At 36.9% G+C, this 26,443-nt stretch carries 27 protein-coding genes; 17 read left to right on the forward strand and 10 right to left on the reverse strand.

Annotated elements, in window-relative coordinates:
* Positions 1-161: 161 nt before the first annotated feature.
* A complete protein-coding gene (locus tag NZ519_02970; GenBank protein ID MCS7027704.1) occupies positions 162-578 on the forward strand; it encodes a contact-dependent growth inhibition system immunity protein in 417 nt (138 codons plus the stop codon).
* A gap of 59 nt (positions 579-637) precedes the next feature.
* Positions 638-2,254 (forward strand): pyrrolo-quinoline quinone, encoded by a 1,617-nt coding sequence (locus tag NZ519_02975; GenBank protein ID MCS7027705.1) that lies wholly within the window; start codon positions 638-640, stop codon positions 2,252-2,254.
* 121 nt (positions 2,255-2,375) lie between these two features.
* Here the strand turns inward: NZ519_02975 and NZ519_02980 are convergent, their stop codons facing one another.
* Genes NZ519_02980 through NZ519_02990 form a run of 3 tightly spaced genes read right to left on the reverse strand, consistent with a single transcriptional unit; the run spans position 2,376 to position 3,658 of the window.
* A complete protein-coding gene (locus NZ519_02980) occupies positions 2,376-3,098 on the reverse strand; it encodes a thioredoxin domain-containing protein (GenBank protein ID MCS7027706.1) in 723 nt (240 codons plus the stop codon).
* A gap of 1 nt (position 3,099) precedes the next feature.
* Positions 3,100-3,420 (reverse strand): thioredoxin, encoded by a 321-nt coding sequence (gene trxA / locus NZ519_02985; protein MCS7027707.1) that lies wholly within the window; start codon positions 3,418-3,420, stop codon positions 3,100-3,102.
* Between the two features lie 13 nt (positions 3,421-3,433).
* Positions 3,434-3,658, reverse strand: a complete 225-nt coding sequence (locus tag NZ519_02990) for a hypothetical protein (protein ID MCS7027708.1) — start codon at positions 3,656-3,658, stop codon at positions 3,434-3,436.
* Positions 3,659-3,767: 109 nt separating this feature from the next.
* Here NZ519_02990 and NZ519_02995 point away from each other — a divergent pair, with 109 nt between their 5' ends.
* Complete coding sequence (locus NZ519_02995; protein ID MCS7027709.1) at positions 3,768-4,430, forward strand: hypothetical protein; 663 nt, start codon at positions 3,768-3,770, stop codon at positions 4,428-4,430.
* 38 nt (positions 4,431-4,468) lie between these two features.
* Here NZ519_02995 and NZ519_03000 read toward each other — a convergent pair whose 3' ends face one another.
* Positions 4,469-6,889, reverse strand: coding sequence for a TonB-dependent receptor (locus NZ519_03000; GenBank protein ID MCS7027710.1), 2,421 nt, complete (start codon positions 6,887-6,889; stop codon positions 4,469-4,471).
* A 177-nt stretch (positions 6,890-7,066) separates the two neighbouring features.
* On the opposite strand from NZ519_03000, the gene NZ519_03005 reads away from it, so the two are divergent.
* Genes NZ519_03005 through NZ519_03015 form a run of 3 tightly spaced genes read left to right on the forward strand, consistent with a single transcriptional unit; the run spans position 7,067 to position 9,809 of the window.
* Positions 7,067-8,815 carry an HAD-IIIC family phosphatase gene (locus NZ519_03005; GenBank protein ID MCS7027711.1) on the forward strand — a complete coding sequence of 583 codons (1,749 nt, stop codon included), beginning with the start codon at positions 7,067-7,069 and terminating at the stop codon, positions 8,813-8,815.
* A 12-nt stretch (positions 8,816-8,827) separates the two neighbouring features.
* Positions 8,828-9,400, forward strand: coding sequence for a thymidine kinase (locus tag NZ519_03010; protein ID MCS7027712.1), 573 nt, complete (start codon positions 8,828-8,830; stop codon positions 9,398-9,400).
* Between the two features lie 4 nt (positions 9,401-9,404).
* Positions 9,405-9,809 (forward strand): hypothetical protein, encoded by a 405-nt coding sequence (locus NZ519_03015; GenBank protein ID MCS7027713.1) that lies wholly within the window; start codon positions 9,405-9,407, stop codon positions 9,807-9,809.
* On the opposite strand, the gene NZ519_03020 is transcribed toward NZ519_03015, so the two are convergent.
* Genes NZ519_03020 through NZ519_03030 form a run of 3 tightly spaced genes read right to left on the reverse strand, consistent with a single transcriptional unit; the run spans position 9,796 to position 11,994 of the window.
* The gene (locus NZ519_03020; protein ID MCS7027714.1) at positions 9,796-10,566 is read right to left on the reverse strand and encodes an SDR family oxidoreductase; all 771 of its coding nucleotides are present in this window, start codon (positions 10,564-10,566) and stop codon (positions 9,796-9,798) included. The two genes, NZ519_03015 and NZ519_03020, sit on opposite strands and share 14 nt — an antisense overlap.
* On the reverse strand, positions 10,559-11,224 hold the full coding sequence (locus tag NZ519_03025; protein ID MCS7027715.1) for a metal-dependent transcriptional regulator: 666 nt from the start codon (positions 11,222-11,224) through the stop codon (positions 10,559-10,561). The genes NZ519_03020 and NZ519_03025 overlap by 8 nt, the downstream gene beginning before the upstream one ends.
* Positions 11,225-11,277: 53 nt before the next feature.
* A complete protein-coding gene (locus NZ519_03030; protein ID MCS7027716.1) occupies positions 11,278-11,994 on the reverse strand; it encodes a hypothetical protein in 717 nt (238 codons plus the stop codon).
* Positions 11,995-12,105: 111 nt separating this feature from the next.
* Between NZ519_03030 and tsf the strand changes: the two genes are divergently transcribed.
* The 4 genes from tsf (at position 12,106) to NZ519_03050 (ending at position 15,679) form a co-directional block, all read left to right on the forward strand.
* Entirely contained in the window at positions 12,106-12,945 is an 840-nt protein-coding gene (gene tsf / locus NZ519_03035) for a translation elongation factor Ts (GenBank protein ID MCS7027717.1), read from the forward strand.
* Between the two features lie 122 nt (positions 12,946-13,067).
* Positions 13,068-13,988 carry an aminopeptidase gene (locus NZ519_03040; protein ID MCS7027718.1) on the forward strand — a complete coding sequence of 307 codons (921 nt, stop codon included), beginning with the start codon at positions 13,068-13,070 and terminating at the stop codon, positions 13,986-13,988.
* 29 nt (positions 13,989-14,017) lie between these two features.
* Positions 14,018-14,689, forward strand: coding sequence for a PspC domain-containing protein (locus NZ519_03045; GenBank protein MCS7027719.1), 672 nt, complete (start codon positions 14,018-14,020; stop codon positions 14,687-14,689).
* A gap of 6 nt (positions 14,690-14,695) precedes the next feature.
* The gene (locus tag NZ519_03050) at positions 14,696-15,679 is read left to right on the forward strand and encodes a YihY/virulence factor BrkB family protein (protein ID MCS7027720.1); all 984 of its coding nucleotides are present in this window, start codon (positions 14,696-14,698) and stop codon (positions 15,677-15,679) included.
* On the opposite strand, the gene NZ519_03055 is transcribed toward NZ519_03050, so the two are convergent.
* Together NZ519_03055 and NZ519_03060 are read right to left on the reverse strand one after the other, a co-directional pair.
* Complete coding sequence (locus NZ519_03055; GenBank protein ID MCS7027721.1) at positions 15,596-15,835, reverse strand: hypothetical protein; 240 nt, start codon at positions 15,833-15,835, stop codon at positions 15,596-15,598. The two genes, NZ519_03050 and NZ519_03055, sit on opposite strands and share 84 nt — an antisense overlap.
* Positions 15,807-16,142 carry a hypothetical protein gene (locus NZ519_03060; protein MCS7027722.1) on the reverse strand — a complete coding sequence of 112 codons (336 nt, stop codon included), beginning with the start codon at positions 16,140-16,142 and terminating at the stop codon, positions 15,807-15,809. The genes NZ519_03055 and NZ519_03060 overlap by 29 nt, the downstream gene beginning before the upstream one ends.
* A gap of 38 nt (positions 16,143-16,180) precedes the next feature.
* Between NZ519_03060 and dxs the strand changes: the two genes are divergently transcribed.
* The 7 genes from dxs (at position 16,181) to NZ519_03095 (ending at position 26,290) form a co-directional block, all read left to right on the forward strand.
* Positions 16,181-18,097, forward strand: a complete 1,917-nt coding sequence (gene dxs, locus NZ519_03065; GenBank protein ID MCS7027723.1) for a 1-deoxy-D-xylulose-5-phosphate synthase — start codon at positions 16,181-16,183, stop codon at positions 18,095-18,097.
* A gap of 144 nt (positions 18,098-18,241) precedes the next feature.
* Positions 18,242-20,011 (forward strand): toxin-antitoxin system YwqK family antitoxin, encoded by a 1,770-nt coding sequence (locus NZ519_03070; protein MCS7027724.1) that lies wholly within the window; start codon positions 18,242-18,244, stop codon positions 20,009-20,011.
* Positions 20,012-20,074: 63 nt separating this feature from the next.
* Entirely contained in the window at positions 20,075-20,383 is a 309-nt protein-coding gene (gene nuoK, locus NZ519_03075; protein ID MCS7027725.1) for an NADH-quinone oxidoreductase subunit NuoK, read from the forward strand.
* 123 nt (positions 20,384-20,506) lie between these two features.
* Positions 20,507-21,238, forward strand: a complete 732-nt coding sequence (locus NZ519_03080) for a peptidylprolyl isomerase (GenBank protein MCS7027726.1) — start codon at positions 20,507-20,509, stop codon at positions 21,236-21,238.
* Between the two features lie 15 nt (positions 21,239-21,253).
* The gene (locus NZ519_03085; protein ID MCS7027727.1) at positions 21,254-22,522 is read left to right on the forward strand and encodes an MFS transporter; all 1,269 of its coding nucleotides are present in this window, start codon (positions 21,254-21,256) and stop codon (positions 22,520-22,522) included.
* Positions 22,523-22,599: 77 nt separating this feature from the next.
* Positions 22,600-24,480 (forward strand): hypothetical protein, encoded by a 1,881-nt coding sequence (locus tag NZ519_03090; GenBank protein MCS7027728.1) that lies wholly within the window; start codon positions 22,600-22,602, stop codon positions 24,478-24,480.
* A gap of 40 nt (positions 24,481-24,520) precedes the next feature.
* Positions 24,521-26,290: an ABC transporter substrate-binding protein gene (locus tag NZ519_03095; protein ID MCS7027729.1), complete on the forward strand. Its 1,770-nt coding sequence runs from the start codon at positions 24,521-24,523 to the stop codon at positions 26,288-26,290.
* Between the two features lie 8 nt (positions 26,291-26,298).
* On the opposite strand, the gene NZ519_03100 is transcribed toward NZ519_03095, so the two are convergent.
* Positions 26,299-26,436 (reverse strand): hypothetical protein, encoded by a 138-nt coding sequence (locus tag NZ519_03100; protein MCS7027730.1) that lies wholly within the window; start codon positions 26,434-26,436, stop codon positions 26,299-26,301.
* Between the last annotated feature and the right edge of the window lie 7 nt (positions 26,437-26,443).

Consider the following 26,443-nt stretch of genomic DNA (forward strand, 5'->3'; position numbering starts at 1 on the left):
GCGTAGCCCGTAGCACGCCGACCTTGCCCACACAAGCGCAAGCGAAGTGTGGGCAAGGGCACGCCCAAAAAATTATCTAAAACAGAAATTGATAAAAAAGTAAACACACTTTACTCCACAACTTATACAACTTTACGTTGAAAAAATTTGTTTTTTTAGTTATGCCAACTCTATCACAGCTAGCTGGAGCTATCTACTATCCCGAATTAGAATACGCCCCAATTAGCGTAGAAGACAAAAAGGTCAATAGATTGGCTATAAAGCCCTTAGAGGATTTTACCAATGAAGACATACGGCTACTACTGGAACGCAAACTATATCTTGAATACATTCTGCAAATAGCTTTGCGTGCTCTGCAACAAAACCTGTGGATAAAAGCTAAATTTTACGAAGGCGATTTACTTGTCGCAGTCTGTGAATTACTGCCCGAAGACATCCCTCCCTCTCTACACAAGGATTGGCAAGAATGGCTGATGAATTTAAAGAACTTCAAACTTTCGGAAGAATATAAACGTATCCCCGATAACATTATCCAAAGAAAAATCACCATTGCCCTCAAAAAACACGGCTTGATATAAAATAACAAACACAACATTTTTTACTTTACAGCTTTTAGGCTTTATTCTATTTTTGCCCCGTGCAAATTGGCAATACCTTAATCGCAGTAATTTCAATACTTATTCTAACTACGGCTAAGTGCCAACATAAAGACTCTACCCAGAAACAAAATTTAGATACAAACAAAATCAAAAAAGTAGAACAACCTAAACCTATCAAAGTGGAATTTAATCCTCAAAGAATTGCAGGATTGCAATACGAATGGTTTTACGAAGATAAACCAATTACCGCAGAGATGCTCAATGAGAATGAATTTTTACGCGAACCTTACTACGAAACAGATAGTATTGAAGGCATTTTGTGCTTTAGAGGTAATCACTTTCGTAATACGGCTTCATTTGGATATTTACAAAAAAGTCCCTCTGCATTGCGCTTAATTTGGGAATTTAATACTAGCAGCAGTGGGCGCTGGGGCGGAGGTGCAGGCTGGACAGGTCAACCTGCTATTGTCAAATGGAGCGAAAAGATAAAAGCTATTATGAACCTTAAACCTACTTACAAGCAGGATAAAAATTTTGTGGAAGTAATCTATGCCTCTTTGGATGGAAAAATTTATTTTTTGGATTTAGCTACAGGCAAACCTTCTCGCCCACCTATTGACGTAAAAAATCCTATCAAAGGTTCTGTTTCTGTGGATCCTCGCGGGTATCCTTTATTATATTGCGGTCAGGGAATTCCTCAAAATGGTGAAATTGGCTTTCGTATTTTTAGCTTAATTGATGGTAAAGAAATATACTTTATCAAAGGAATTGACGCATTAGCTTATCGTAAATGGGGCGCTTTTGACAGCTCACCTCTGATCAACCGCTTCACTGATGCTATGTACCTCAACGGCGAAAATGGTTTGTTTTATTACATTAAACTCAATACACAATTTGACCTTTCACAAGCTAAAATTAGCGTTCAGCCAAAAGTATATAAGTATCGCTATCAATCTCCTAAAAAGGGACAAATAGGCACAGAAAACTCTATTGCGGCGTATAAAAACTTAGTCTATTTCGCAGATAATAGCGGATATTTGCAGTGTATAGATATATGCACGCTTAAACCTGTATGGGCTACAGATGTAACTGATGATACAGATGCGAGTATTCTTATTGAAGTAGAAAATGGTGTTCCTTTTTTATACACAGGCTGTGAAGTAGACAAACAAGGCAGTTCAGGATATACATTTTTACGCAAAATACACGGCTTAACAGGTCAAATTATTTGGGAAGTCTCATACAAGTGTAGCACTATACAAGGTTCGCATCCTGTGAATGGGGGTCTATTAGCTAGTCCTGTTTTGTCTAAAAATTCCAAAGATAGTTTAGTTATTTTTTCACCTGCAAGGTATAAAAATCTCAATAGCGGCTTGATGGTTGCACTTCATACACGTACAGGCAAAGAAGTTTGGCGGTTGGAATTACCTAATTATACATGGTCTTCTCCCGTAGGTATATATGACCCTGACAAAAATTTGTACATTGTACAGTGCGACTCACAAGGTAACATATTTTTGATAGAAGGTAAGCAAGGTAAAATACTTTCAAAATTGAATTTGGGATATAACATAGAAGCAAGTCCCGCAGTTTATCTCAATACTATGGTAGTAGGCATAAGGGGTGCAAAGTTCTACGGCATTGCAATAGAATAAGCTTTATTTTTTGTATGGAATGAATATAAAAGAATAAAAACAACTTAACCTACTTGTAACAAAATAAAATCGCTACCGCGTTTTGCAGTAGCGAACAATTCGCTAAACCTATTGCTGTGGACTAGTATTTTTGCGTAAGTACCTTTTTGAGAGAGGGTTTATCTATAAAGCCTTGGTGCCTCCATACTTCTTTCCCTTTTTCGTACAAAATTAGAACAGGTATGTTCTGTACTTTCATTTGATTAGCTAGGTTTTTATTCTCTTCCACGTTTATACGTACAATAGCGGCGTCTTGGCTATGCTCCTTTTCTAACTCTTCCAAAAAAGGTTTCATTTTAATACAAGGAATGCACCAAGGCGCGTAGAAGTCTATCAGTACGCGTGGTTTAGACTGTATAATCTTTTGGTATTCTTGAGTAGAAATTTTATCTTGTGTAGGTAGATTTGGACTTTGAGTTACTATGGGTAGCCCTTGTTGCTGCCATTCTGAAATTCCACCTGATAAATTGTAGACTTCTTTGAAGCCATTTTGACGCATATATTTAGCTGCGGCGCTGCTTCTACCTCCAGCCAAGCAGTAGACAAAATAGGGCTTATTTTTATCTAGTGCATTGATTTTCTGCTGAAAGTCAGGGGCGTGATAATTAATGTTTTGTGCTTTTTCTATATGTCCTGTGCTAAACTCTTCGGGGGTTCTGACATCAAGAATGATAGCTTCATTCTTTTTTTCTGATAGCTTAGCATTGAAACTTACCGCGTCTAGATTGTATACCCCTGGCTGCTGCGACTGACAAGCAAGTAAAAATATCCCCAAATATGCAATAATAAAGTAAGCCTTTTTCATATTAGTTTTCTGTATAGTATTGGTTGATTAAACTTACTAAATAATGTGCAGGTACTACACCTGCTTGGCGCCATACAGGTTCACCATTTTTGAATAACATAAGAGTAGGTACTCCCTGTATTCGGTACGCAGTAGCTACCAAAGGATTTTTATCTACATCAATTTTGATAATTTTAGCTTTATCGCCTATTTCTTGTTTTACTTCTTCTAAAATAGGCTTCATCATTTTGCAAGGTCCGCACCACTCTGCAAAGAAATCTACCAATAGCAGAGGTTCTTCTCTTACTAACTCACTAAACGTTTTTTTATTTTCGTCTTGCATATATTTCTCCTTTTTAATTTTTTTGTTCAATACTTGAGTCAAAGTGAGAGGTTTTGCATACGTTATTTGTGCAGCATCCTGCTGCACATCCCACATTAAAAATTGCCATAATCATGAAATATGCACCTATTAAAGTGCCTAAAAACTCCTTTTCAACAACTGACAAAATGACCAAAAAAATTCCTGCTACCAGATATATTGCCCGCCGAACTGTCCATGTTTTTAGCTTAGCTAACATATATTTGATAGTACAAAATTCGTACAAACTCTTTGATTTTTCTGATACCAAAGTTACATAAACTTACCTACGTATTGAAACAAATAGTCTATGCGTTTATCTTTGCTATATGAAACAAATATACTACTCCATTTTACTTTTGTTTTCCTCTTTGGTATGGGCACAGAGTCCATTTGTATGTACCCCCAGCACAAGTTTATCTGTCAATTTACCGCCCAATACTTTTACTAGCACACAAATTAACATGATAAACCAAACTTCAGGCACTTTGATCCTGAAATGGATTAGGTTTAGTAATTCTATTCCTACTACCTGGGCTTGTAACCTGTGTGATTACAATAATTGCTACACAGGCGTACCTAGCATGGGAACAATGCATCCTATTAGTGGATTAACGCAAGGTTTTATCAAGTTAGAAACTAATCCTTTTACATATACAGGTACAGGTACAGTAGTCATATACGTATACGCAAGCGGTGCTCCCACTTTAGGGGATACATTGGTATTTAACTTTACCGCATCAGGTCTTACTACTGTGCAGGAAGAAAATCAGCAGAAGGAAGAAAAAATTTTAATGTTACCTCATCTTATACAATTTCAGAATGTAGACAAACTCAACATTCTCAAAATAACAGATATCAATGGAAGAATTGTTTTTGAAAAAACGTTGCTACCTTATGAAAACGAAGTAATTTTAACGAATTCACTGCCCGCAGGCTTGTATATCGTACATACTGCTAAACAAGTGTACAAGTACTTAAAAACAGATTGAGTTTTTGCAAAACAGGAAGAACTTTTTAGTTAGAACAATCAGAATTCAATAATAAAGCCAACACTTGGCAAACGTGAACTGCTTCTATTTTGTACATAAGTGGGCTTAGCATTAGAGCCATCAATGTTCAAAGCATTCCCATCCGTTGTGTCGTAAATATCAGGTCCTTGATTGTCTATTTTGAAAGTGTAGCTTGCAGGTGCCCAATTTGGGCTATCCAATAAATTCACTATGTCAATAAAAATATCTAAAGTCCATTTGTTAAAATTCCATTTTTTATCTAACCGTACGTCAAGAGATTGAAATGGCTCTAAACGAAGCGTGTTGAACCTGCGATAATCCAATACTCCTTGTCCCGTAGTGGCATAGTTTAGTCTTGAAGCTAAGGTATCATACGGTGTGTATGGCGTACCACCTAAGAAACGATACTTTACTCCCAGTTCCCAATTTCGTTTGAATTTATAGCCCCCCGTAAAAGCAAGTAAGTGCCTATTATCCCATGCAGAAGGAATGTATTTACTACGGTCAAAACCTGTGAACTCACTCCAAAATAAAGTATAAGCTAATATACCATAGAAGTTTTTGGTAAATTTTTGTTGAAATAAAAACTCTACTCCGTAGCTTCTGCCTTTTCCAATATCAGTAACATCTTCATTTCCCAAAATACCAAAATCCCCCCCTAAATTTGCCAAAGAAATACTATCTCTATTTGAAACAGGATAGTTATCATACCACTTGTAAAAACCTTCTATGGTGATGCGAGTTGCTTTTGCAGGAATGTACTCTATGCCTGTTACTAAGTGATCTGATTGAATGTAACGCACATTCTTATTGACATAATTCCCGTTATTATCTTTGAATCCTAACACTGTATAAAATGGAGTTTTGTAATATCTTCCCGCAGACGCATTGATAGCCCATTTATCTGTAAAAGAATAAGCTATTGCAAAACGAGGAGATAAAGTTTGTAAAGGATTCATTCCTGTTTCAGTAAAAGTGTTCATATCGGTACGTATACCGAATGAGGTGCGTAGTCGATCTCCCATGAAGCTGCGAGCAATTTGTCCAAAAGCACCGAACTTGAAGAAATTCAACTTCGTTTGAAAATTCAGTATAATTGCAGGCTGAATAAGATTATTATTTACATCGCGTATTTCCTGGCGTATGCGGTTATATGAGTCCATTTTGTAAGTAACATATTGTGCCATAGCTCCGTAGGAAAACTTCCATTTTTGGATGTATTTGTTCATTTCCCAACGAATTTTGTTTTCTGCTTCACGAGAAACGAATTTTAAGCGCTTTTTAGAAGGATTACTTTCATCATTGTCATCGTATTTTTCTGCAAAGTTTTGAAGTACATTTCGGCTTACCGCTAATTGCATATACCCATTTTTGACTAATCTTTTCCAAGCTATACCGCGTGTGTAAGAATATTGTTTGAATATAGGAATTTGATTAAGAATCCGCTGCTGCTCTAAACTGGCATTTTCAGGAATATTAAGTCTAAAATCATCCAAAGCGCCTATACCAATAACGTAAACTTCGTTGTTTTTATCTATTTGACGATGAATCTTAAATTGATTGTCCCAATAATCAGGTAAAAAAGGAAGCTCTATAATTTTGAACAGAAACTGCAAATATGACCTGCGAATAGAAAATAGATAGGTTGTTTTTCTATTCTTTCCAAAGTAGCCTTCTACTGTTCCTGCGAATTCAGTGGCGCTTAATCTTAAATTACCTTGTGTGCGTTCAGTACTTCCATTTTTTTGCTTAAATTGAAGAACTGACGAAAGGGCGTTGTCGTACCTTGCTGAAAAAGCACTAGTACTCATAGATACATCTTCAATAAAGCTGACATTCAATATACCCACGGGACCTCCTCCACTGCCCTGCGTAGCAAAATGGTTGATATTCGGTATTTCTATTCCATCCAAGTAAAACACATTTTCATTAGGCGCCCCTCCGCGTACAATGATGTCATTTCTAAAACCAATAGAGCCACCTACCCCAGGTAAAGATTGTACAACCTTTGAAATATCAAAATTTCCCCCAGGGTTATTTCGTATTTCTTGATAGCTTAATGTACGCAAAGAGTTCGGACTTTCAATCGGCTGCTGAAAAAAACTACTTTCTACCACAACTTCATTTGTAGTTTGTGCAGCATCTTCTAACTCAAAGTTAAGCGATAAAGTATTTCCTGATGTAATTACTACGTCTGCTTTGGTTTGAGTTTTATATCCAATCAATTTTGCTGTAATGTTATAACTGCCCACAGGTAGCTCTAAGCGGTAGTTCCCATTCTCATCGGTTAAAGTACCCATAGTGCTATCTGCGAATATACTCACACCAGGTAGAAATTCTTGTGTATTCTTATCCTTGACCGTACCAATTAAAATACCTTTTTTTTGTGCAAATGCAAAAGTGCTCAATACAACTAAAATGAACAGGGTAGTACGCATACGTGTTTTGCCAACAAAAATAAAAGATAAAAGTTCATATCAAACTAATGTGTTTGCGTTTTTTACCAATTTTTAACTTATGCTTTAACAAATTTTTATCTTTTTGCAATGGTGTAATGCAGTAGTTCCGTCAAATTACCACAATAAAAGTGGCAAGGTTTTTTGTATTATTGTATCATGAAAACCTATTCCGAGTACAAAAAAGTACTCAAACAAGATATTGAACTACTATATGAGCTAAAACTAGCTGTTTTAGGTGATTTTGCTACCCAAAAACTCTGCGATATGCTCAAAGCCGTAGCGTACGAAAATAAAATTAAACTCTCTATCTATGAAGCCGATTTTGACTCTATTGATGTGGAGATACTTAATCCTCAAAGTTCGTTGTATCATTTTCAACCTCACTACATTTTTATCTCCACAGCAGCTAAAAAGCAGCAAATTAAATTCAACGAGTTAGATTTAAACCAAAAAGCAGAGTTTGCAGAAAACTACATTCAAAAAGCTTTACAGTGGTGGCAAACCATCAATCAGTATCTTAAAACAAATATCATTTTCAGCAATCTCACAGAAGTAGATGATGCTGTTTTTGGGAATTATGCAAATAAAACTCGTTATTCTTGGTTATATCAAGTCCGAAAGCTTAATACTTTGCTTATGGACAAAGCCCAGGAGTACAAAAATGTGTTTATTCAAGACATGTCTGCTTTGCAAAACAGGTTAGGATTAGAAAAAGTATTCAAGCCCAGCTTGTATTATACAGCTAATCAAGTATACGATGTGGATTTTTTACCCTACATAGCCAAAAGTGTAGTGGACATTATATTAAGTCTTGAAGGAAAGTTCAAAAAGTGCTTAATTTTAGACTTAGACAACACCCTTTGGGGCGGCATTATTGGCGATGATGGCATGGAGAATATTCAAATAGGAGAGATAGGTATAGGCAAAGCTTTTACGGATTTACAGTACTATGCCAAAAAACTCAAAGAGCGTGGAATTATCTTATGCGTATGCAGCAAAAATGATGAAGCTACTGCCAAAGAACCTTTTGAAAAGCATCCTGACATGGTATTACGATTAAAAGATATTGCTGTTTTTGTAGCAAATTGGGAAAATAAAGCAGACAACATTCGATATATTCAGAGCATATTAGAAATTGGTTTTGATAGCATGGTTTTTTTGGATGATAGTCCTTTTGAACGAAATTTAGTTCGTATGCAGCTACCCGAAGTTTGTGTACCCGAACTGCCCGAAGACCCCGCAGAGTATGTAACTTATCTAGAAAGCTTGAATCTTTTCGAAACCGCATCTTTTACCCAAGATGATACCGCTCGCACACAAATGTATCAAGTTGAAGATATGCGCAGAAAAGCTCAAGCACAGTACTGTTCCATTGAAGAGTACTTACAGAGCTTGAATATGGTTGCCGAAGTAGGTGATTTTAGCCATTCTTTTTACGTACCTCGTATTGCGCAGCTTACCCAGCGTTCTAATCAGTTTAATTTACGCACTATTCGCTACACAGAAGCAGACATAGAACGCATCGCCCAAGATAAAAATTATGCTACATTCTATTTTTGTTTAACTGACAAATTTGGAAGTTATGGCTTAATCAGTGTAATTATTTTGCAAAGACAGGACTCAGAAACCTTATTCATAGACACTTGGCTAATGAGCTGCCGAGTACTTAAACGAGGCGTAGAGCAATTTGCGCTCAATACCATCGTAGAGTATGCGCAAAATAACAATTTTAAGTTTATCATTGGGGAGTACATTCCTACTGCCAAAAATGGAATGGTCAAAGACCATTACCCAAAGCTTGGCTTTGAACCCACAGAAAAACCTAATGTTTGGAAACTAGACGTGCAGAAGTTTACCTTCTATCCTGTATTTATTCAACGTCAGGCTGTACAAGTATCTAACTAATTGCTGTCAGCTATGTTTGTAGAACCCATTTCTCACCATTCAGGCTGGATAGAGGTAATTTGCGGTAGTATGTTTTCTGGCAAAACAGAAGAGCTCATTCGCAGACTTCGGCGAGCTTTGATTGCAAAGCAAAAAGTAGAAATATTCAAACCCATGCTGGACAATCGTTACAGTGTGGACAGCATCGTTTCTCATAACGAAAATCAAATTCGCTGTACGGTAGTACAAAGTTCGCAGGAGTTATTTTTATTGGGGCAGGGAATTCAGGTCGTCGGAATTGATGAAGCCCAATTTTTTGATGAAGGTTTAGTAGATGCAGTTCAGTATTTAGCCAATAAAGGTGTGCGAGTAATTATTGCAGGATTAGACCAAGATTATAGAGGTAGACCTTTTGGAGTTATGCCCAGTTTAATGGCAATTGCAGAGTATGTAACTAAGGTGCATGCTATTTGTGCGGTTTGTGGCAATATAGCTAATCACTCTTATCGAATACATCAGCAGGATAAGGGTACCATTTTGATAGGTGAGAAGGACTTTTATGAACCTCGTTGTAGAAGGTGTTTTTTTGAAGCCATGAAAAAATAATATTTTGGGCGTGTCCTTGCCCACACTTCGCTTGCGCTTGTGTGGGCAAGGTCGGCGTGCTACGGGCTACGCTATCGCTTCGGTGCTACGCTTCGCTTCGCACCGTGCTGACGCACGCCCTTCGCATGCCTCACGCAAGAGATCTCTGAAACAACCGTTTTTCTGTTTCTTATGTAAAGTTTTAGCTTGTAAGTGCTTGTACTTCAACCTTAAACAAGGTAAAGACATAACTGCACAGGTCAATTGCGTGAGGGGCATGAAGCATGCCGTTAGGCAGTGCGAAGCGTTAGCGAAGCGCAGTGCGGAATGCCCCGACCCTTGCGCAGCAAGGGGCACGCCCAAAAAAATAAAATTATCTTTCAGACTTACATATTTGCTATTTGTAGTAAGTGCCTCTACTTGTTCATAGGTCTAATCTCAATTTCTTTAACCACAGTTTGAGAAGCTAAATGATAAATATCCCAAATTAACGCCGCAATGTCTTCGGGAGGAATAATTTCATCTTTTACATTTTGGGGAGCATCCTTCCACGAATCCGTATAAACCGAACCAGGTAAAATAGCAGTTACTTTGATGCCCTTAGGTTCAAGCTCTTTTACCATTGCTTTATGTAGTCCGTACAAAGCCATTTTTGTGATACTATACGAAGGCGCTTCTGCGACAATGTCCTTTGAAGCAATTGAGCAGATATTAAAAATATGCGTACCTTTGCCAAAAGTAGGATACAAATACTTTGTCAGATAATAAGCTGCATCGAGATTTACCTTCCAAAGTTGCTGCCATTGCGCATCAGACTCGTCAAATAATGAACCTGTACGGTACATTCCTACATTATTGACTAAAATATCCGTTTTTTGATACAAATAAGGCACAGTATTACTTAAACTTTTGAGCTTCTCTGCAAAGGAAATAACTTGTTCAGTTTGTTGAGCATCTACAGCATCTATGCACAAACGGCTTGTATAAGCACCCTCGTAATGGTATTCTACTTCTTTGTTAAAGTTTTGAGCAACATTTGTGGCAGTTGTATGTTCAGGTACGTAGTTCCACATTGAGGGCTGTCGAGCAAAACCATACACATTCCACTGATGAGCGTTGAGAAATTTCTGCGCTATGGCTAAACCTATACCTTTGGTAATTCCTGAAATGACAATGTTTTTACTCATTTTTATCTATGATGCAGACCAATATATTTTTAGCTGTAGGTTCGCTTAAAGATATTTTTACACTGTTTATTTTAAGCAACATGGATTTGTCAAACTCATTTACCTCATATACTTCGCAAATATCGCCTAATTTAAGGTTGATTTTGTTCAAGTAGCGCAAGAATTCAGGGCTGTGGTCAGCAACTCCTGTGAAGCTGCCTTTTTCTTTGGGCTTCAACGCGGACAATGGACATTGAGGTTGTACTACAATTTTACCTTGTGCGTTTGGAATAGGATCGCCATGTGGGTCAAACTGAGGATAATTAAGAAACTTGTCTAGTTTATCTATCAAGTCATCGGATTGGATATGCTCTAACTGTTCTGCAATAGGATGAACTGTGTCCCAAGTGTAGCCTAATTTTTCTACTAAAAATACTTCCCACAATCTATGCTTACGAATAATCTGCAAAGCAATTTTTTTACCCTCCTCTGATAAGCAAGCTCCTTGATATTTTGCATAAATGACAAGATTTTTCTCGCACAGTTTTTTAAGCATGTCTGTAACTGAAGCCGCTGTGGTGTTGAGAAGCTCGGCTAATTGAGTGGTCGTAGCTACAGTGTGGGTAGTCTGGCACTTATAGATAGCTTTGAGGTAGTTTTCTTCGGTTACCGTAAGCATTCAGGGTTCAAAGATAAGAAAAATTTTGTAAAATTCCTTGCTTTTATGACAACTTAAAAGTAGTCTATTTCTACATTTCTGTAAAAAGTTAGCATGTATCCAATTTTTATACCAAAAGCCATATCTATTCGGATGCGCAAGTCAGGATTAGGGACATCGTATTGTATCCTTCGCAAGCTGCGTGTAAAACCTTGAATGCTTTCTAGCATTATGAAAAAATTAGCTAATCTACTGTTGTCCAAAAATAGGTATCCAACGCACTGATTGAGTAATAAACCTCCGCATAAACGGTCGTAACCTTCTACACTACCTCTGTTTAGATCGTATACTGTATTCCCAATGGTTTCTATGCGAATTTTATGCTGGATGTATCCGAGTCCACCTTGTACAAAAAGCCCACAATTAGGGTTTACACCGCCTATATGAGAGAAAATTTTAGCCGCTTGAATTCCTATTTGATATCCTCTATGATAACGACTAATAGCTGCGTTTCTTCCATCTACGCCAATAATTGTATTTTGGCTTGTCCATAGATTTTGTAAGTGATTAGGTTCGCGGATTTTTTTACCGAATGTAATCGTGCTATATCCGCTCCATAACCAGTTGCGCTTGTTTTTATAACCTATGGCTGCGCCTACTGTGCCATGACTGCCAAAACGTTTTGCTAGATCTGCAGCAGGTAGTTGGTAGCTTGCTACTACTTTGAAATTAAAAAAAGCAACAAGGGTATCCTTTACATTTTGTCCAAATACACAAATAGGCAAATACACAACAAGTTGGCAATATAAGTACTTCCACATTTTTGCATACAAATTAAATAAAAAGTTTGATTTTGTCTTAAAAAGGATTTTGTAATTTTGCTTTCTAAATACTTGAAGTATATGCAAATTACAGCTGCAGAAGTTAACAAGTTACGCCAGCAAACGGGCGCAGGCATGATGGATTGTAAAAAAGCACTAGAAGAAGCACAGGGCGATTTTCAAAAAGCAATAGAAATTCTTCGTAGAAAAGGGCAAAAAATATCCGCAAATCGCCAAGATAAGGAAGCCAAAGAAGGTTTAGTAGTATGCGCAGTAGCTCAAGATAAAAAAAGTGGTGCCATAATTGAGCTCAATTGTGAAACAGACTTTGTAGCCCGAAATGAAGAGTTCAGTGCATTTGCACAAAAGTTAGCTCAAATAGCTTTGTCTGAAAAAATAGACAATCCTGAACACTTATCAGATAAAATGATTGATGACAAAAAAATTAGCGATCATCTTTTGGACTTAATGGCTAAAATTGGAGAGAAAATTACTATCAGCAAATCCGTGTATTTAAGCAGCAACGGAGTAATAGTGAGCTATACTCATCCTGGTAATCGTATAGGCGTACTTGTATCGTTAGAAGGTTCTTCAAAAGAAGGCATAGAAGAAGTAGGTAAGTCAATTGCTATGCAGATTGCTGCGCTTAATCCGATTGCTATTGATGAAACTTCTGTTCCCAAAGAAATTATAGACCGCGAACTTGAAATTGGCAGAGAATTAGCTCGCCAAGAAGGTAAGCCTGAAAATATAATAGAAAAAATTGCACAAGGTAAGTTGCAAAAATTCTTCAAAGAAGCTACCTTGCTTCAACAAGAGTTTGTCAAGGATAACGGCAAAACTGTGCTTAAATACTTACAGGAGTTTGATCCTAACTTGAAAGTAGTAGCATTTAGGCGTGTACAGCTTGGCGCTAAGTAAAAAGTTTAGGTTTATTGTGAGATATAATGATGAAGTAGGTTTTTTCGCCCCGAGAAGCGGGGCGAAAAAACTAAATAGAGCACTCTAAAAAACCATTACCATTACCTTTTTCTTTTTAAAAAATGTCAAAAACCTCCTTTTCTCTGCTCAAAGAATTGTGTAGTATTCCTGCTCCTTCGGGCAGCGAATATGTACTAACGGATTGGTTAATGAACTACCTTCAAAATTATGCGAAGAAATGGAAATGTGTACCCAAAGTGCACATTTTTCAGGATTGTTTAGTTTGGGTATTTGGCAAACCAAAAGCAGCCATTTTTACACACATAGATAGTACTGGCTTTACAGTAGGATACCAAAATGAACTTATTCCTATTGGTTCACCTGAATATGAAACAGGCATTATGCTCGTGGGACAGGATAGCAAAGGTAAAATTGAAGCCCCTATTTTGCTATCGGAGAGTGAAGAAAGACTGTTTTTGAATTTTGAACGCTTAGTAGACAGAGGTACAACACTAACTTTCAAACCTGTTTGGCAAGAAAGAAAAGACACACTACAATGCTGCTACATAGATAACCGCGCAGGTTTATGGGTAACTCTGCAATTATGTCAAAATTTAGAAAATGGAATAATTGTGTTCTCTTGCTATGAGGAGCATGGGGGAGGTACAGTAGGCTTTTTAGCCCATTTTATTCAGAAGCACTATGGAATTGAGCAAGCGCTAATATGTGATATTACATGGGCTACAGAAGGAGTTCAACTTGGAAAAGGTGTAGCTATTAGTTTACGAGATAGATATATTCCACGAAGAAGATATTTAGATAAAATTCTCAATTTAGCCCATAGATCGGGTATTCCGTTTCAGTTAGAAGTAGAGCAAGCAGGTGGATCAGATGGATCAGAAATTCAGCGCAGCCCTGTTTTAATGGATTGGTGCTTTATAGGCGCTCCCGAGCAAAATGTACATGCGTACAATGAACTCATACATAAAAAAGACCTTATTGCTATGTTGGAAATGTACAAATACCTTATGAATGAGCTATAACACAAAATATATGCTGCTGAACCTTTTTTATGTATCTTTGGGCAGTCTTTTCCGTACACTACGGACTGAAAACTATGTTTGAAAAGAGCAAATTTGCAGATAAATCAAAAGACCGAGATCTTCATCAGTTAGAAATGACCCCTGAAATGATGAAGCAATTAGAATTGGAAACCAGTCTTTTTCTCAATGAGTTAGAAAGACCTACTACAAAAGAAAAAGAACCTAGTTTTCTTAATTTTACCACAGTTTTAGCATTAGCTACGGCAATTATGGGTGCTTTGATTTTATTTACAGGCTTGTTAGGTTCGCAAACGTATGTAGGTATCACCTTAGCTCTAACCGTGATTACAGGAATTAGTTTTTTAGTACAGGTTTTGACTGTTCCACCCCCCCGTAAAAAAGAAAAGTATAAAGTATTAAGTGATGGCAGAAAAGTAGTCTATAACGAAAAAACAGGTAGCTATGTATTAGAATCGGATTTAGCAAAATATAAAGGCAGACCGATTAAATTTGGTACAAGTAAGCACAACAGAAAAATATTTGGCTTAGCAGGTGGTATTGCCAACTATTTTGGTTTAGATGTGGGATTGGTCAGAGCTTTGATGGTTATCGGAATTTTTTTAACCAATGGGCTGATTATACCTGCTTATATTTTTTTAAGTGCTTTGCTTAATGATGAAAAATACGCAGATGATAAATAGAGCTTTATGTTTCAAAAAATTAGGTTTTTTCTCCAAAGTGCTTATCAAAAGGGATATGCCTTTACCGAGAAAAAGCTAAGCCAACTGTACATAGATAAAAGACATGCCATTTCAGTATGGGATGTAGTACAGCTGGCATACAATGACACTCGTGAACAAGACATCAGCACGCGTGCAGCGGCTTTGGCGTACAATTATTTTTTCGCTATGTTCCCTGCTCTGATATTCTTATTTACCTTAATTCCATTTTTACCGCACATTGTACCAGGGCTATCTGCCCAAAAAATGAACCAAGAAGTTTTGGATAATCTCAAACAAATTCTACCCAAAGAGGTCTTTACTTGGATGGAAGAAACAATAAAAGACATTATCACTCATAAGCAGGGCAATTTACTTTCAATTGGCGCTATCATGACCCTTTACATGTCCACGCGAGGCATCACTACTTTAATGAGTACTTTTAGAGTGAAGCACGAACTCTACTATACCCGAAATTACATTCAAAACAAACTTACTGCTATCAGCATAACGGCTATACTTTTCACACTTTTTATTATTATGACTTTGCTTTTAGTTTTTTGGCAATATACCATTATTCCTTTTTTAAGCAAGCAAGGTACAAATAGACAATTGCTTTATCTCATTTTACTTATTCTGAACTGGTCGGTAATTTTTGGTTTTATATATCTTTCGCTTTGTTTAATCTATTACATTGGACCTGCTAAAAAGGGCAATCGTAAATTTTTTTCCGTAGGAGCAGGTTTAAGCACTGTACTTATCACGCTGTCTAGTGTAGGTTTCAAGATATTTTTGAGCTATTCCACTAGCTATAATAAGATATATGGCTCATTGGCTACGTTGATTATTGTTTTGATTTGGTTTTATACAATGGGCTACATTTTGATATTAGGTTTTGAGGTCAATCATTTTATGGACATTTACGAGCAGGAGCAGCAAAAGCGAAAGAAAGAAATTGTGCAAGTTTTTTGATAATCTTAGTTTTGATTTCAAAGCTATTTGCATACAGGTTTGAAAGAATTTTTTAGTTTTTTTGGGCGTGCCCCTTGCTAACGCAAGGGTCGGGGCATTCCGCACTGCGCTTCGCTTCGGTACTTCGCTAACGCTTCGTACTGCCCTTGCGGGCATGCTCCATGCCCCTCACGCAGATGACCTGTGCAGTTATGTCTTTACCTTGTTTAAGCTTGAAGTACAAGGACTTACAAGCTAAAACTTTGTATAAGTTACAGAGAAACGAATTTTTCAGAGATCCTTTGCGTGAGGCATGCGAAGGGCGTGCGTCAGCACGGTGCGGAGCGAAGCGTAGCACCGAAGCGTTAGCGTAGCCCGTAGCACGCCGACCTTGTGGGCATGAGCGCAGCGAATGCCCACAAGGGCACGCCCAAAAAATAAAGTTTATTGATAAAAGTATTACCTTTGCAACTTTATCAGTCATATTGTAGTTTATTTTACATCATTTTTCAGAAATCCGTTATGCAAGCTAAAATTGAACCAGGCAAACTACTTAAAAGTATTGATTATCCCGAAGACCTTCGCAAACTACCCCAAGAAAAGCTGCTACAAGTCTGCGAAGAACTCCGCCAATTTATCATTGACATAGTTTCTGTATATGGCGGACACTTTGGCGCAAGCTTGGGCGTAGTAGAGCTGACCGTAGCCCTGCATTACGTATTTAACACACCTTACGATGAATTAGTGTGGGACGTAGGTCATCAAGCCTATGGACATAAAATTTTGACAGGCAGAAGAGATGTTTTTCATACCAATCGGCAATATAAAGGTATAAGCGGATTTCCGAAAAGAAAAGAATCTAAATATGACTCTTTTGGGGTAGGGCATTCATCTACCTCCATCTCTGCTGCGTTAGGTATGGCTATTGCCAGCCGCTTGAAAGGAATTAAGGATAAGCACCATATCGCAGTAATCGGCGATGGCGCTATGACCGCAGGAATGGCTTTCGAAGCCATGAACCATGCAGGAGCAGATAAGGCTGATTTGCTTATTATTCTCAACGATAACTGCATGAGCATAGATCCTAACGTAGGCGCTTTGAAAGAATATCTGACCGATATAACCACTTCAAGATGGTACAACACATTTAGAGATGAGCTATGGAACTTACTCGGCAAAATGGGTAAAATACCACAAAAAATTGTATCCAAAATTGAAGATGGCTTGAAAGCTTCAATACTCAAACCAGGAATGCTCTTTGAAGCACTTGGCTTACGGTATTTTGGTCCTATAGATGGACACAATGTACATACTCTTGTACATACCCTTAGAGACTTGAAAAATATACCTGGTCCTAAGCTTTTACACGTAGTTACCGTAAAAGGTAAAGGCTTTGCCCCCGCAGAGAAAGACCAAACTAAATGGCACGCTCAAAGTAGCCCGTTTGATAAAATTACAGGGCAATCTTTTGCGAAGAAACCTGACACACCCCAACCGCCAAAATATCAGGATGTATTTGGGCATACTTTGTTAGAATTAGCCCGAATGAACGACAGAATCGTAGGTATTACGCCTGCAATGCCATCAGGGTGCAGCATGAATATTATGATGAAAGAAATGCCCCACAGGGCGTTTGACGTAGGTATTTGCGAACAACACGCAGTTACTCTTTCAGCAGGCTTAGCTACACAAGGTATGATTCCTTTCTGTAATATCTACTCTACTTTTATGCAAAGAGCTTATGACCAAGTGATTCACGATGTAGCCATCCAAGAACTACCTGTTATTTTCTGTTTAGATAGAGCAGGTGTAGTTGGTGCAGATGGACCTACCCACCACGGATGTTACGACATTGCTTATTTTAGATGTATTCCTAACATGATTATTTCTGCCCCTATGAATGAACAAGAGCTCCGAAACTTAATGTACACAGCTACCTTCAATACAAAAGGACCCTTTGTGATACGTTATCCTCGTGGTGAAGGGGTTATGATAAACTGGCGGACACCCTTTGAAAAAATTCCTATTGGTAAAGGTAGAATAATACAAGAAGGGGAAGAAATAGCCGTACTGACTATTGGACATATAGGCAACTATGTACTGCAAATTCAACCTCAATTGCAAGAGAACCAAATTTATATTGGACATTATGACATGCGTTTTGTAAAACCCTTAGATGAGGAATTGCTGCATCATGTCTGTCAGAAATATGAAAAAATTCTGACTATTGAAGATGGTAGCCTGATGGGAGGATTTGGTAGCGCAGTATTGGAATTTATGGCTGACTATGGTTATACAAATAAGGTTAAAAGGTTAGGAATTCCTGACAGGGTAATTGAGCACGGTACACAGCTAGAACTTCATAGAGAGATGGGCTTTGCACCAGAGCAGATTCTTGAAACGATTATTGCGATGAAGTATGTAGAAGTAAGTCGCTGATAATAAATGCTTTACATGATAAAGATATTCTCCAAGCACTTCTTTAAAAACTTTTTTTGTTCTTTTTTTTGTATTGTATTTGCAAAACCTATTATATTTGCTTCACCAAATAATAAAACCATTTAACCTTACATAAAGTTATTTATGCGAACTTTCATAAACAAAGTGCTTGCAGCCGTCAGCGCACTTCTACTTTCAAAAGTTAGTCTTTTTGCGCAGCCTACTAACCTTAAAAAAGAAGAAAACAAACTTCCTGATGGCAGTGTAGAAACTTATACCTATTACAAGAATGAACAAAAACAGGAAGTAAAGCACGGAGAGTACAAAAAAGTGAGTAAAGAAGGGAAAGTAATAGAAGAAGGTAACTACGATGAAGGCAAACGAGATGGTGTTTGGAAGTTCTACTATCCCTCAGGAGACCTGAGAGAAGTAGCTACTTTCAAGGCCAACATGCGCGATGGGCAGTATGAGTTTTACAACAATAAAAAAGCTTTACAGAAGAAAGGTCAATACGCAAAGAATAGAATGGTGGGTCAATGGTCATTTTACTATCCTGATGGAAAGTTAAAAGAGGAAAAGTTCTATAAGGATAACAAGGAAAACGGAGAAGCGAGAGAGTATTATGAGAACGGCAACCTTAAAGCCTCTGGAATATACAGAAATGGACTAAAAGACTCGGTTTGGTATGTTTATGAGCCTAGTGGAAAAAAACAATCAGTTACTATCTACAGCGCAGGTGCTTTGATTAGTACGGTTGACTTATCTAAAATTACCTTCCAATATACCTACCCTTCTGCCCAAACAGTAGAAGCTGAGAAAGTTCTAATTACTAAAGACAATGGTTTTGCGGTGCTTTGTACAGAAGGACAAGAAGGTAAGCGAAACATAAAGGTAATGAAATTTGACAGTACAGGAAAAGTAGAATGGGAAAAAGTACATAATACTCCCGAGGATGAAATAGCCCACGGTATGTGCCCTACTGCAGACGGAGGTTTCATGGTAGTAGGAGAGGTTGGTAAACCAGAAGCAAAAGATATTATAATTGTTAAATTCTCCTCTGTGGGAAATGTAGAAGCCTCAAGAACCTATGGCGGACCTAAAAATGATGTGGGATATGATATTAGACAAGCGCCCAACAAAGACTATGTTATTTGTGGATATACAAATAGTTCAGGCGCAGGAGAATACGACATTAATGTGATACGAATAGGAGAAGATCTTAAAGTTAAATGGAATAGAACTCACGGGACACCAAAAACAGACATGGCATTTAGCTTTGAGCTTATTGGGGGTGCAGGGTCAGAAGAATTTCTAATTATAGCAGGTGAAAGTAATAATACTGCTGCTGGTGATGTTGATCCCTATGTAGTGAAATTAAATGGATTATTAGGAGATACTGTATGGACAAGAATATACAGCGGTGTGGGTAAAAAGGACGAGCACATTCGCCAAATTATACAAAGTATAGATAAAAAAGGATATATTATATTTGGTTCATCTAACAGTTTCAAAACTGCACCTAACAACAATATTCCTCCGTATGATATGTGGGCAATGCGTATAGAAGAAGATGGAAGCACAAAATTGAATAAATCTTACGGGGGACCTCTGGAAGATAGAGGATACGCTATTGCTTCCTCTCTTGATGGGTATGTTTTGGTAGGTTCTACTAACTCTAAAGGCGCTAAGGGGGATAATATCTGGTTTGTTAAAGTAAATGATAAGCTTATTAGAAACGATGCAGGAGAAAAAGACTTTGGTGGTACAGGTTCAGACATTGGTAAATCTATAGCAAGGTGTAGAGATGGAGGATTTATTATAGTAGCAGATAGCGAAAAAACAAAAGGCGCAAAAGCTTTAATGCTAATTAAAACTGATAGCAACGGTGGGGTAAATCCTGAAAACATAAAATAATTCAACGAACCTGGGTACCAAAAAACCTTTGTAGAAATACAAAGGTTTTTTATTTTTGCTTTGATGTTTGCTCCTTCATTAAACTTGTATCTTGTTGTAAGCGCTATACTTTTTTCTATCGGAACCATAGGAGTGCTTACACGAAAAAATGCTATTATTTTATTCATGTGTATAGAGATGATGTTAAATGCAGTTAATTTAACTTTGGTAGCATTCTCTTCTTATCTGGGTCGTAGTGAAGGTCAGATGATGGTTTTTTTTGTAATGTGTGTAGCTGCGGCAGAAGCTGTGGTAGGTTTAGCAATGTTAATAGCCATTTTCAGGAACCACCAGAGTGTAGATTTGAGCAGAATAAATATCTTTAAGTGGTGATGGCTGCAAATAATTTTTGTCTGTGTGTAGTTAGGTCAAAAAAGAATTTTCAAATTAAAGATTGTTGAATCGGTAGCAGTTCCAACTATAAAAATTTGATCAGTACAATCTTGCTGCTTATCTATGTACAACTTAACAGTCGTAATATCTAGTTTGTTTGTTTTATTATCAGCTTGTGTACAAAAAAACAAAACACCAGAAAAGCATCAACTTAATGGGGAGCATAAAACAAAGTCTGATATTGCGGGTACAGTAGATATCTCCAAACTTAAAAAAGTCAAAATAGTTACTTCAATCGGTGAAATTGTGGTTGCTTTGTATGATGATACTCCTATTCACCGAGATAATTTTATTAAGTTAGCCAAAGAAAAAACAATTAACGGAAGTACCTTTCATAGAGTCATAGATGGTTTCATGATTCAAGGTGGGGACCCTACAACCAAAGATCCAAATTCAAAAATACCGCCTGGGCAAGGTGGTCCTGGGTATACTCTTAAAGCAGAAATTAGACGAAATCATTTACACAAAAGAGGAGCAGTGGCTGCAGCACGACTACCTGATATACTTAATCCCCATAGAGAATCAAGCGGTTCCCAATTCTATATTGTACAAGCAGGACCTGTAAAACCTGAAGAACTTACCATGATGGAAAACTATTTTGGTATTCAATACACAGATGAGGAGAAGAAAATATATTATACATTGGGCGGTAGACCTGACTTAGACATGCAGTATACTGTATTTGGTGAGGTAATTTCAGGTATGGATGTGGTAGATAAAATTGCTAAGGTGCCCCGCGATGCCCAAGATAAACCTTTGCAAGATATTAGAATGGAACTACAAATAGTAGAATAATCACTAAAAAACTATATGAGCAACACCCGTTCAGTGTATACAGTTATAATTGTAGCAGCTTTGGGCTACTTTGTGGATATTTACGATATTATTGTATTTAGTATTGTGCGTTTACCCAGTTTGCAAGCAATTGGAATTACAGATCCAAAAGACTTAGAGCGAATTGGCTTGTTTTTACTAAATATGCAAATGGGTGGGATGTTGATAGGAGGTATTGTTTGGGGAATATTAGGGGATAAAAAGGGGCGTTTATCCGTACTTTTTGGTTCTATTATGATGTACTCCATTGCTAATATTCTTAATGGAATGGTAGCAGATTTTCCAGCTTATCACTTAGAGATGTATGCAGTGATGCGCTTTATTTCTGGTGTAGGATTAGCAGGGGAATTAGGCGCGGGTATCACTTTAGTAGCAGAAATGATGAGTAAAGAAAAACGCGGTTATGGTACTATGATAGTCGTTTCTATGGGTGCCATGGGTGCGGTAGCCGCAGGTCTAGTATATCAATATTTTCAGGATTGGAAACTAAGCTATTTTGTTGGAGGTGTATTAGGACTCGTGTTACTATTACTACGTATAGGGGTTTCTGAATCAGGCATGTTTCAACAAATTAAAGAAATGCAAAATATCAGCAGAGGAAATTTTCTGATGCTTTTTACTAATTACAATAGGTTTTTAACTTATCTTAAATGTATCTTAAATGGCTTACCTGTATGGTATGTAGTAGGCATTTTAACCACTTTGTCCTCCGAATTTGCACGTGCATTTGGACTTATTCCTGTTACTGCCAAAGTAGACCAAGCCCGAGTAGTAATGTATACTTACATAGGTTTGACTATAGGTGATGTATTAAGTGGTACTTTGAGTCAAATTCTCAGATCTCGCAAAAAAACAGTAGTTGTCTTTATTTTATTCTCATTGATAAGCTCTATTACTTTTTTGACTATACCAAAAAATATGCAGGTTTTTTATTGGTTTTATTTGGTGCTGGGTATAGGCACAGGATATTGGGTTGTTTTTGTAACCATCGCATCTGAACAATTCGGAACAAATTTACGAGCTACAGTAACTACTACTACCCCTAATTTTGTGCGTGGTTCAGTTATTATTCTTACTACTTTATTCCAAATTCTTAAACCCTTAGGAACCATTACTTCGGCAATTATTACTGCACTTTTTAGTGCAGGGTTAGCACTTTGGGCTTTATATGGATTACAAGAAACGTTTGGAAAAGACTTAAACTATAATGAAATAGATACCCCTAAAAACAAAAAAATAGTCTAATTTTATCTTTTCTGATGGAATTTTTGATTTATACTCTTTTATACGCTTTACTTTTACATAGTACAGGTCTTGCTGTTTTGCTCATTTGTAAAATCAAAATAAATGAGCCGTTTGCAAAGTTATTTGCCACTACTACCATAGGAAGCATTCTGTGGGTTTGGCTTGTTGCTTTGGTACGAACCCAAGGGCTAACTATAATGAACGCTGGGTGGGTACCTGCTGTAACTATATTACTCTACCTTCACAAAAAAAATCTACAAACTAAAATAGAAACTCAAATTAAGTTTCAAGTACATTATTCTCACTGGATATGGATATCGGCTATCCTAGTTTTTACCATTATCAACTATCTGTATAATCTAGGGCTATCTTTTTCACATATCTCTACAGACAACATAGATACCATTTATTATGTAAGGTTGAGTGAATTTATTTACCGCACAGGCATAGAAAGTACAAATATTGATTATTTTCAGATAAAGCCTAACTATCCTAATCCTTATCACTACTTTACGCCTTGGCTACAAGCAGGTTTTAACGCTATTTTTGATATAGAAAACAGATATTTAGCTCGTAGTGTGGTTATATTCAGCATTTACTTTGCCAATTTCTATGTTGGTCTGCTGGCTATTCTTAAAAAGCTGGTTAAAAATGAAACTTTACACTATTATCATTTTCTTACTCCCCTGCTTTTTTTCTTTATTAAGCCCATAGGTTTAGGAAATTTAACCGCACATATTTATGGGAGCTATACCTTATATTGGATAAATTCACTTATACAGTTGCCTAAGCACAGCCCCATTGTAATGATATTGATAGCCTTTGTTTTGCTTAGCCAATCTCGTCAATATGTACTTGCCATGATAATTTTATTGTTTCTACCTATTTTATACATTACTACTGCACCAGCTATTGCAATCATATTAATTTGTCTATTGATATGGGCGTGGAGTGGAAAAATAGTAAACCAAAGTGCAATATATTATACAATACTGCCTGCATTATGTGCAGCCTTATATTGTATTTTATTTTATGCTTTTTATCCGACAGAAAACTATATTGTTAGTCCTGTAGGTATTCCTAAACCCTTCTGGGAACGGTTTTACGATAACTCATTTTTAATTATTCTCACCAAGGATATAATTCAAATACTCTTTGTGTTTTCGCTAAGCTTATCACCCCTAATATTGTTGAGCTTTATTTATCTTAAAAGCATTAAAGCACACATTAACGCAAAAGAATACAGGAATTATTTATTCTATTTTGTGAATGTGAGTATTGTAAGTAGTATATTAGCATGGCAAATTTTGTACTACATTTGGGATAGTGAGCAGTTTTTTGCTTGCATCGCAGCACCTCTGTATATGTTAGTTGTCTTTTTGTGGATAAATCTTTTAATAGAGATAGGTACAACTAAACCAAAGTGGATCAGAACATGTACCATAACTATAATTTTAGGGTATGGAGCAGCTTTATTATATTCTGCTATTCATACCTCCGCTGTACAAATCAACAAGTATAAGGCAACATATAGCCCCGAATATGTAGCCTACATTAACAAAAATAAAAACCGTTTTTCTGAATATGGTGGAGTATTAGTTGAAAATAATTATATATGGTATCTTTACTTTCACACTTTTCCTAAGCCTTATATTCAAAACAAAAAACCTTACGACTTTTTAGCACTAAACATATTTGAACTAAAATTACAGCCTAATTTTTTAGACCAACAGTATATTAAATTATTTCCATTCTATCAGTTTGTAGAAAAACAAAAAAAAGAGGGGACATTTGTCAATCTTAGTCAAAGTAAGCTGGACTTCATTAAGAAATTTCACATCAACCACATTGTAGCAAATAAAAATACGGTTTTAGATAGTATTTTTTTACCTTACGTTCAAGAGCAGTATGTAGATAAATATTCAGGGCAAAGACTATACTTTCTTAGCATTCCATAAAAGATTGTTTTATTGTGTTTGATTTGTATATTTGCCCATAATGAAAAAATGTATTCTTACAGTCTTGTTATGCTTGTTTTTTTTTATTGTTGTTGCCCAAAGCTCTGATAATACCAAACCTATTGGCGATGCTGTGTATATTCGGCATCCAGAGGATCCTAGTGCTATAAATCCTATCTTAGTTGCAAATGACATAGATAAAATTGTTACCAATCAAGTCTTTCAATACCTAACCACAGTTACACCCGATAGAATGCAGAGAGTACCTCTGCTACTCAAAAGGATGCCTATTGCATCCAGAGACTCTTCTTACTACTTATGTGAACTTCGTGAAGAAGCTACATGGGATAACGGTCTGCCTATCACTGCAGAAGATGTTCTTTTTACCTTAAAAGCCATTTACAATCCTTTTATTCCTTGCACGTATTTAAAGGAATTCTTTGCGGGCATAGAAGACGTTGTGATAGATAAAAAAGATAAAAAAAAGTTCAAAATTTTTGTATCGCCAGATATAGGAGAGAATATCATTTACCCTATTCCTGTAATGCCTAAACATTTTTATGACCGCCAAAATGACATGGCTAAATTCACCCTTCCCCAATTGAAAAAAGAAAAAGAAAAACTTAAAAATGACCCATTTTTACAAAACTTTGCTAAATTTTTTACAGATAGTAGCAACGTTCGCAACCCTTCTTTAATTTATGGTTCAGGGGCTTATCGTGTAGTAAAGTGGATTCCGAATGATGAAGTAGTTTTAGAAAGAAAAGCAAACTGGTGGGGCGATAAATTAAAAAAGTATAGTGAGCTTATTTTTGGGGCATATCCTAAAAGGTTGATCTACAAAACTGTAAAAGAAATGTCTGTAACTATTACTATGCTCAAATTGGGCTATTTGGACCTTATCTACAACATACCTGTAAAAGAATTTACGGACATAGAAAAATTAGACAGTAATTACTATCATTATCGTACCCGAAAAGCAAATACTTTGGCATATTCTTATCTTGGTTTGAATGTAAGACCTCACGACCGCACCCCTTATTTTGACGATATACGTATCCGTAGGGCAGTTGCTTACGCGCTACCTATTGATAGCATGATGAAGTTTATTCTCAAAGGATATGGCGTAAGGATAAGCTCGCCAGGTTCTCCAAGCAAAGAAATTTCCTACAATCCTAACTTGCCTTTGCAGGAGTACGATATTAAAAAAGCTAAGCAACTGCTCAAAGATGCAGGATGGCAGGATACAGACAATGATGGGATTTTAGATAAATACATCAATGGCAAAAAGACCGATTTTATCATTTCTTTACTTATCAACAACCTTAGCCCTGATAAGAGATATATTGCTTATTTTGTAACTCGTTCGCTCGGGTATGTGGGTATTGCCGTTACAGTTGATGAAAAGAATTTAGCAGACTACTTCAAAGCCCTACAAGAGCATGAATTTGATATGTATTTAGCTGAAAATGTGGAAGACGTAGACTTTCAAGACCCTGAACTGTTTTGGCATACTAAAAATTGGGAAAATAAAGGAGCAAATTACACAGGTTTTGGAAACGGAAGTACAGATGCCTTTATTGAAACAATTAAAAACGGCAAAAATTTGAACAAAGCCCGATTTTTGTATCATGCTTTGATGGCTATCATTCACGAACAGAAGCCTTGTATTCCTTTGTGGTCGCCGCAAAATATCATTATAGCCAGTGATAGATTTCAAAACTTCAAAGCTTATACGGAATTTAGTGGCTTTCCAGGTATTAACCCAGCTAACTTATGGACACCCATTGACAAACAAAAATACAAGTGATAATACAGCTAACTTGCTACACCTAAAATAAACTTATATTTATTCTGAAAAAATAATTTGATTTTTTTGGGCGTGTCCCTTGCTGACGCAAGGGTCGGGGCATTCCGCACTACGCTTCGCTTCGGTGCTTCGCTAACGCTTCGCACTGCCTAA

The organism is Bacteroidia bacterium (assembly GCA_025056095.1).
In the GTDB taxonomy this organism is placed as follows: domain Bacteria; phylum Bacteroidota; class Bacteroidia; order JANWVE01; family JANWVE01; genus JANWVE01.

Bases quoted from the DNA above. Each gene is read 5' to 3' on its own strand.
- NZ519_03025 (MCS7027715.1), bottom strand. From the start codon at position 11,224: ATGCTTACGGTAACCGAAGAAAACTACCTCAAAGCTATCTATAAGTGC.
- NZ519_03085 (MCS7027727.1), top strand. From the start codon at position 21,254: ATGAGCAACACCCGTTCAGTGTATACAGTTATAATTGTAGCAGCTTTG.
- NZ519_03005 (MCS7027711.1), top strand. From the start codon at position 7,067: ATGAAAACCTATTCCGAGTACAAAAAAGTACTCAAACAAGATATTGAA.
- NZ519_03020 (MCS7027714.1), bottom strand. From the start codon at position 10,566: ATGAGTAAAAACATTGTCATTTCAGGAATTACCAAAGGTATAGGTTTA.
- NZ519_02970 (MCS7027704.1), top strand. From the start codon at position 162: ATGCCAACTCTATCACAGCTAGCTGGAGCTATCTACTATCCCGAATTA.
- NZ519_03010 (MCS7027712.1), top strand. From the start codon at position 8,828: ATGTTTGTAGAACCCATTTCTCACCATTCAGGCTGGATAGAGGTAATT.
- NZ519_03055 (MCS7027721.1), bottom strand. From the start codon at position 15,835: ATGCCCGCAAGGGCAGTACGAAGCGTTAGCGAAGTACCGAAGCGAAGC.
- NZ519_03080 (MCS7027726.1), top strand. From the start codon at position 20,507: ATGTACAACTTAACAGTCGTAATATCTAGTTTGTTTGTTTTATTATCA.
- NZ519_03095 (MCS7027729.1), top strand. From the start codon at position 24,521: ATGAAAAAATGTATTCTTACAGTCTTGTTATGCTTGTTTTTTTTTATT.
- tsf (MCS7027717.1), top strand. From the start codon at position 12,106: ATGCAAATTACAGCTGCAGAAGTTAACAAGTTACGCCAGCAAACGGGC.
- NZ519_03045 (MCS7027719.1), top strand. From the start codon at position 14,018: ATGTATCTTTGGGCAGTCTTTTCCGTACACTACGGACTGAAAACTATG.
- dxs (MCS7027723.1), top strand. From the start codon at position 16,181: ATGCAAGCTAAAATTGAACCAGGCAAACTACTTAAAAGTATTGATTAT.
- NZ519_03000 (MCS7027710.1), bottom strand. From the start codon at position 6,889: ATGCGTACTACCCTGTTCATTTTAGTTGTATTGAGCACTTTTGCATTT.
- trxA (MCS7027707.1), bottom strand. From the start codon at position 3,420: ATGCAAGACGAAAATAAAAAAACGTTTAGTGAGTTAGTAAGAGAAGAA.
- NZ519_02990 (MCS7027708.1), bottom strand. From the start codon at position 3,658: ATGTTAGCTAAGCTAAAAACATGGACAGTTCGGCGGGCAATATATCTG.
- NZ519_03040 (MCS7027718.1), top strand. From the start codon at position 13,068: ATGTCAAAAACCTCCTTTTCTCTGCTCAAAGAATTGTGTAGTATTCCT.
- NZ519_03070 (MCS7027724.1), top strand. From the start codon at position 18,242: ATGCGAACTTTCATAAACAAAGTGCTTGCAGCCGTCAGCGCACTTCTA.
- NZ519_03050 (MCS7027720.1), top strand. From the start codon at position 14,696: ATGTTTCAAAAAATTAGGTTTTTTCTCCAAAGTGCTTATCAAAAGGGA.
- NZ519_02995 (MCS7027709.1), top strand. From the start codon at position 3,768: ATGAAACAAATATACTACTCCATTTTACTTTTGTTTTCCTCTTTGGTA.
- NZ519_03060 (MCS7027722.1), bottom strand. From the start codon at position 16,142: ATGACTGATAAAGTTGCAAAGGTAATACTTTTATCAATAAACTTTATT.
- nuoK (MCS7027725.1), top strand. From the start codon at position 20,075: ATGTTTGCTCCTTCATTAAACTTGTATCTTGTTGTAAGCGCTATACTT.
- NZ519_02980 (MCS7027706.1), bottom strand. From the start codon at position 3,098: ATGAAAAAGGCTTACTTTATTATTGCATATTTGGGGATATTTTTACTT.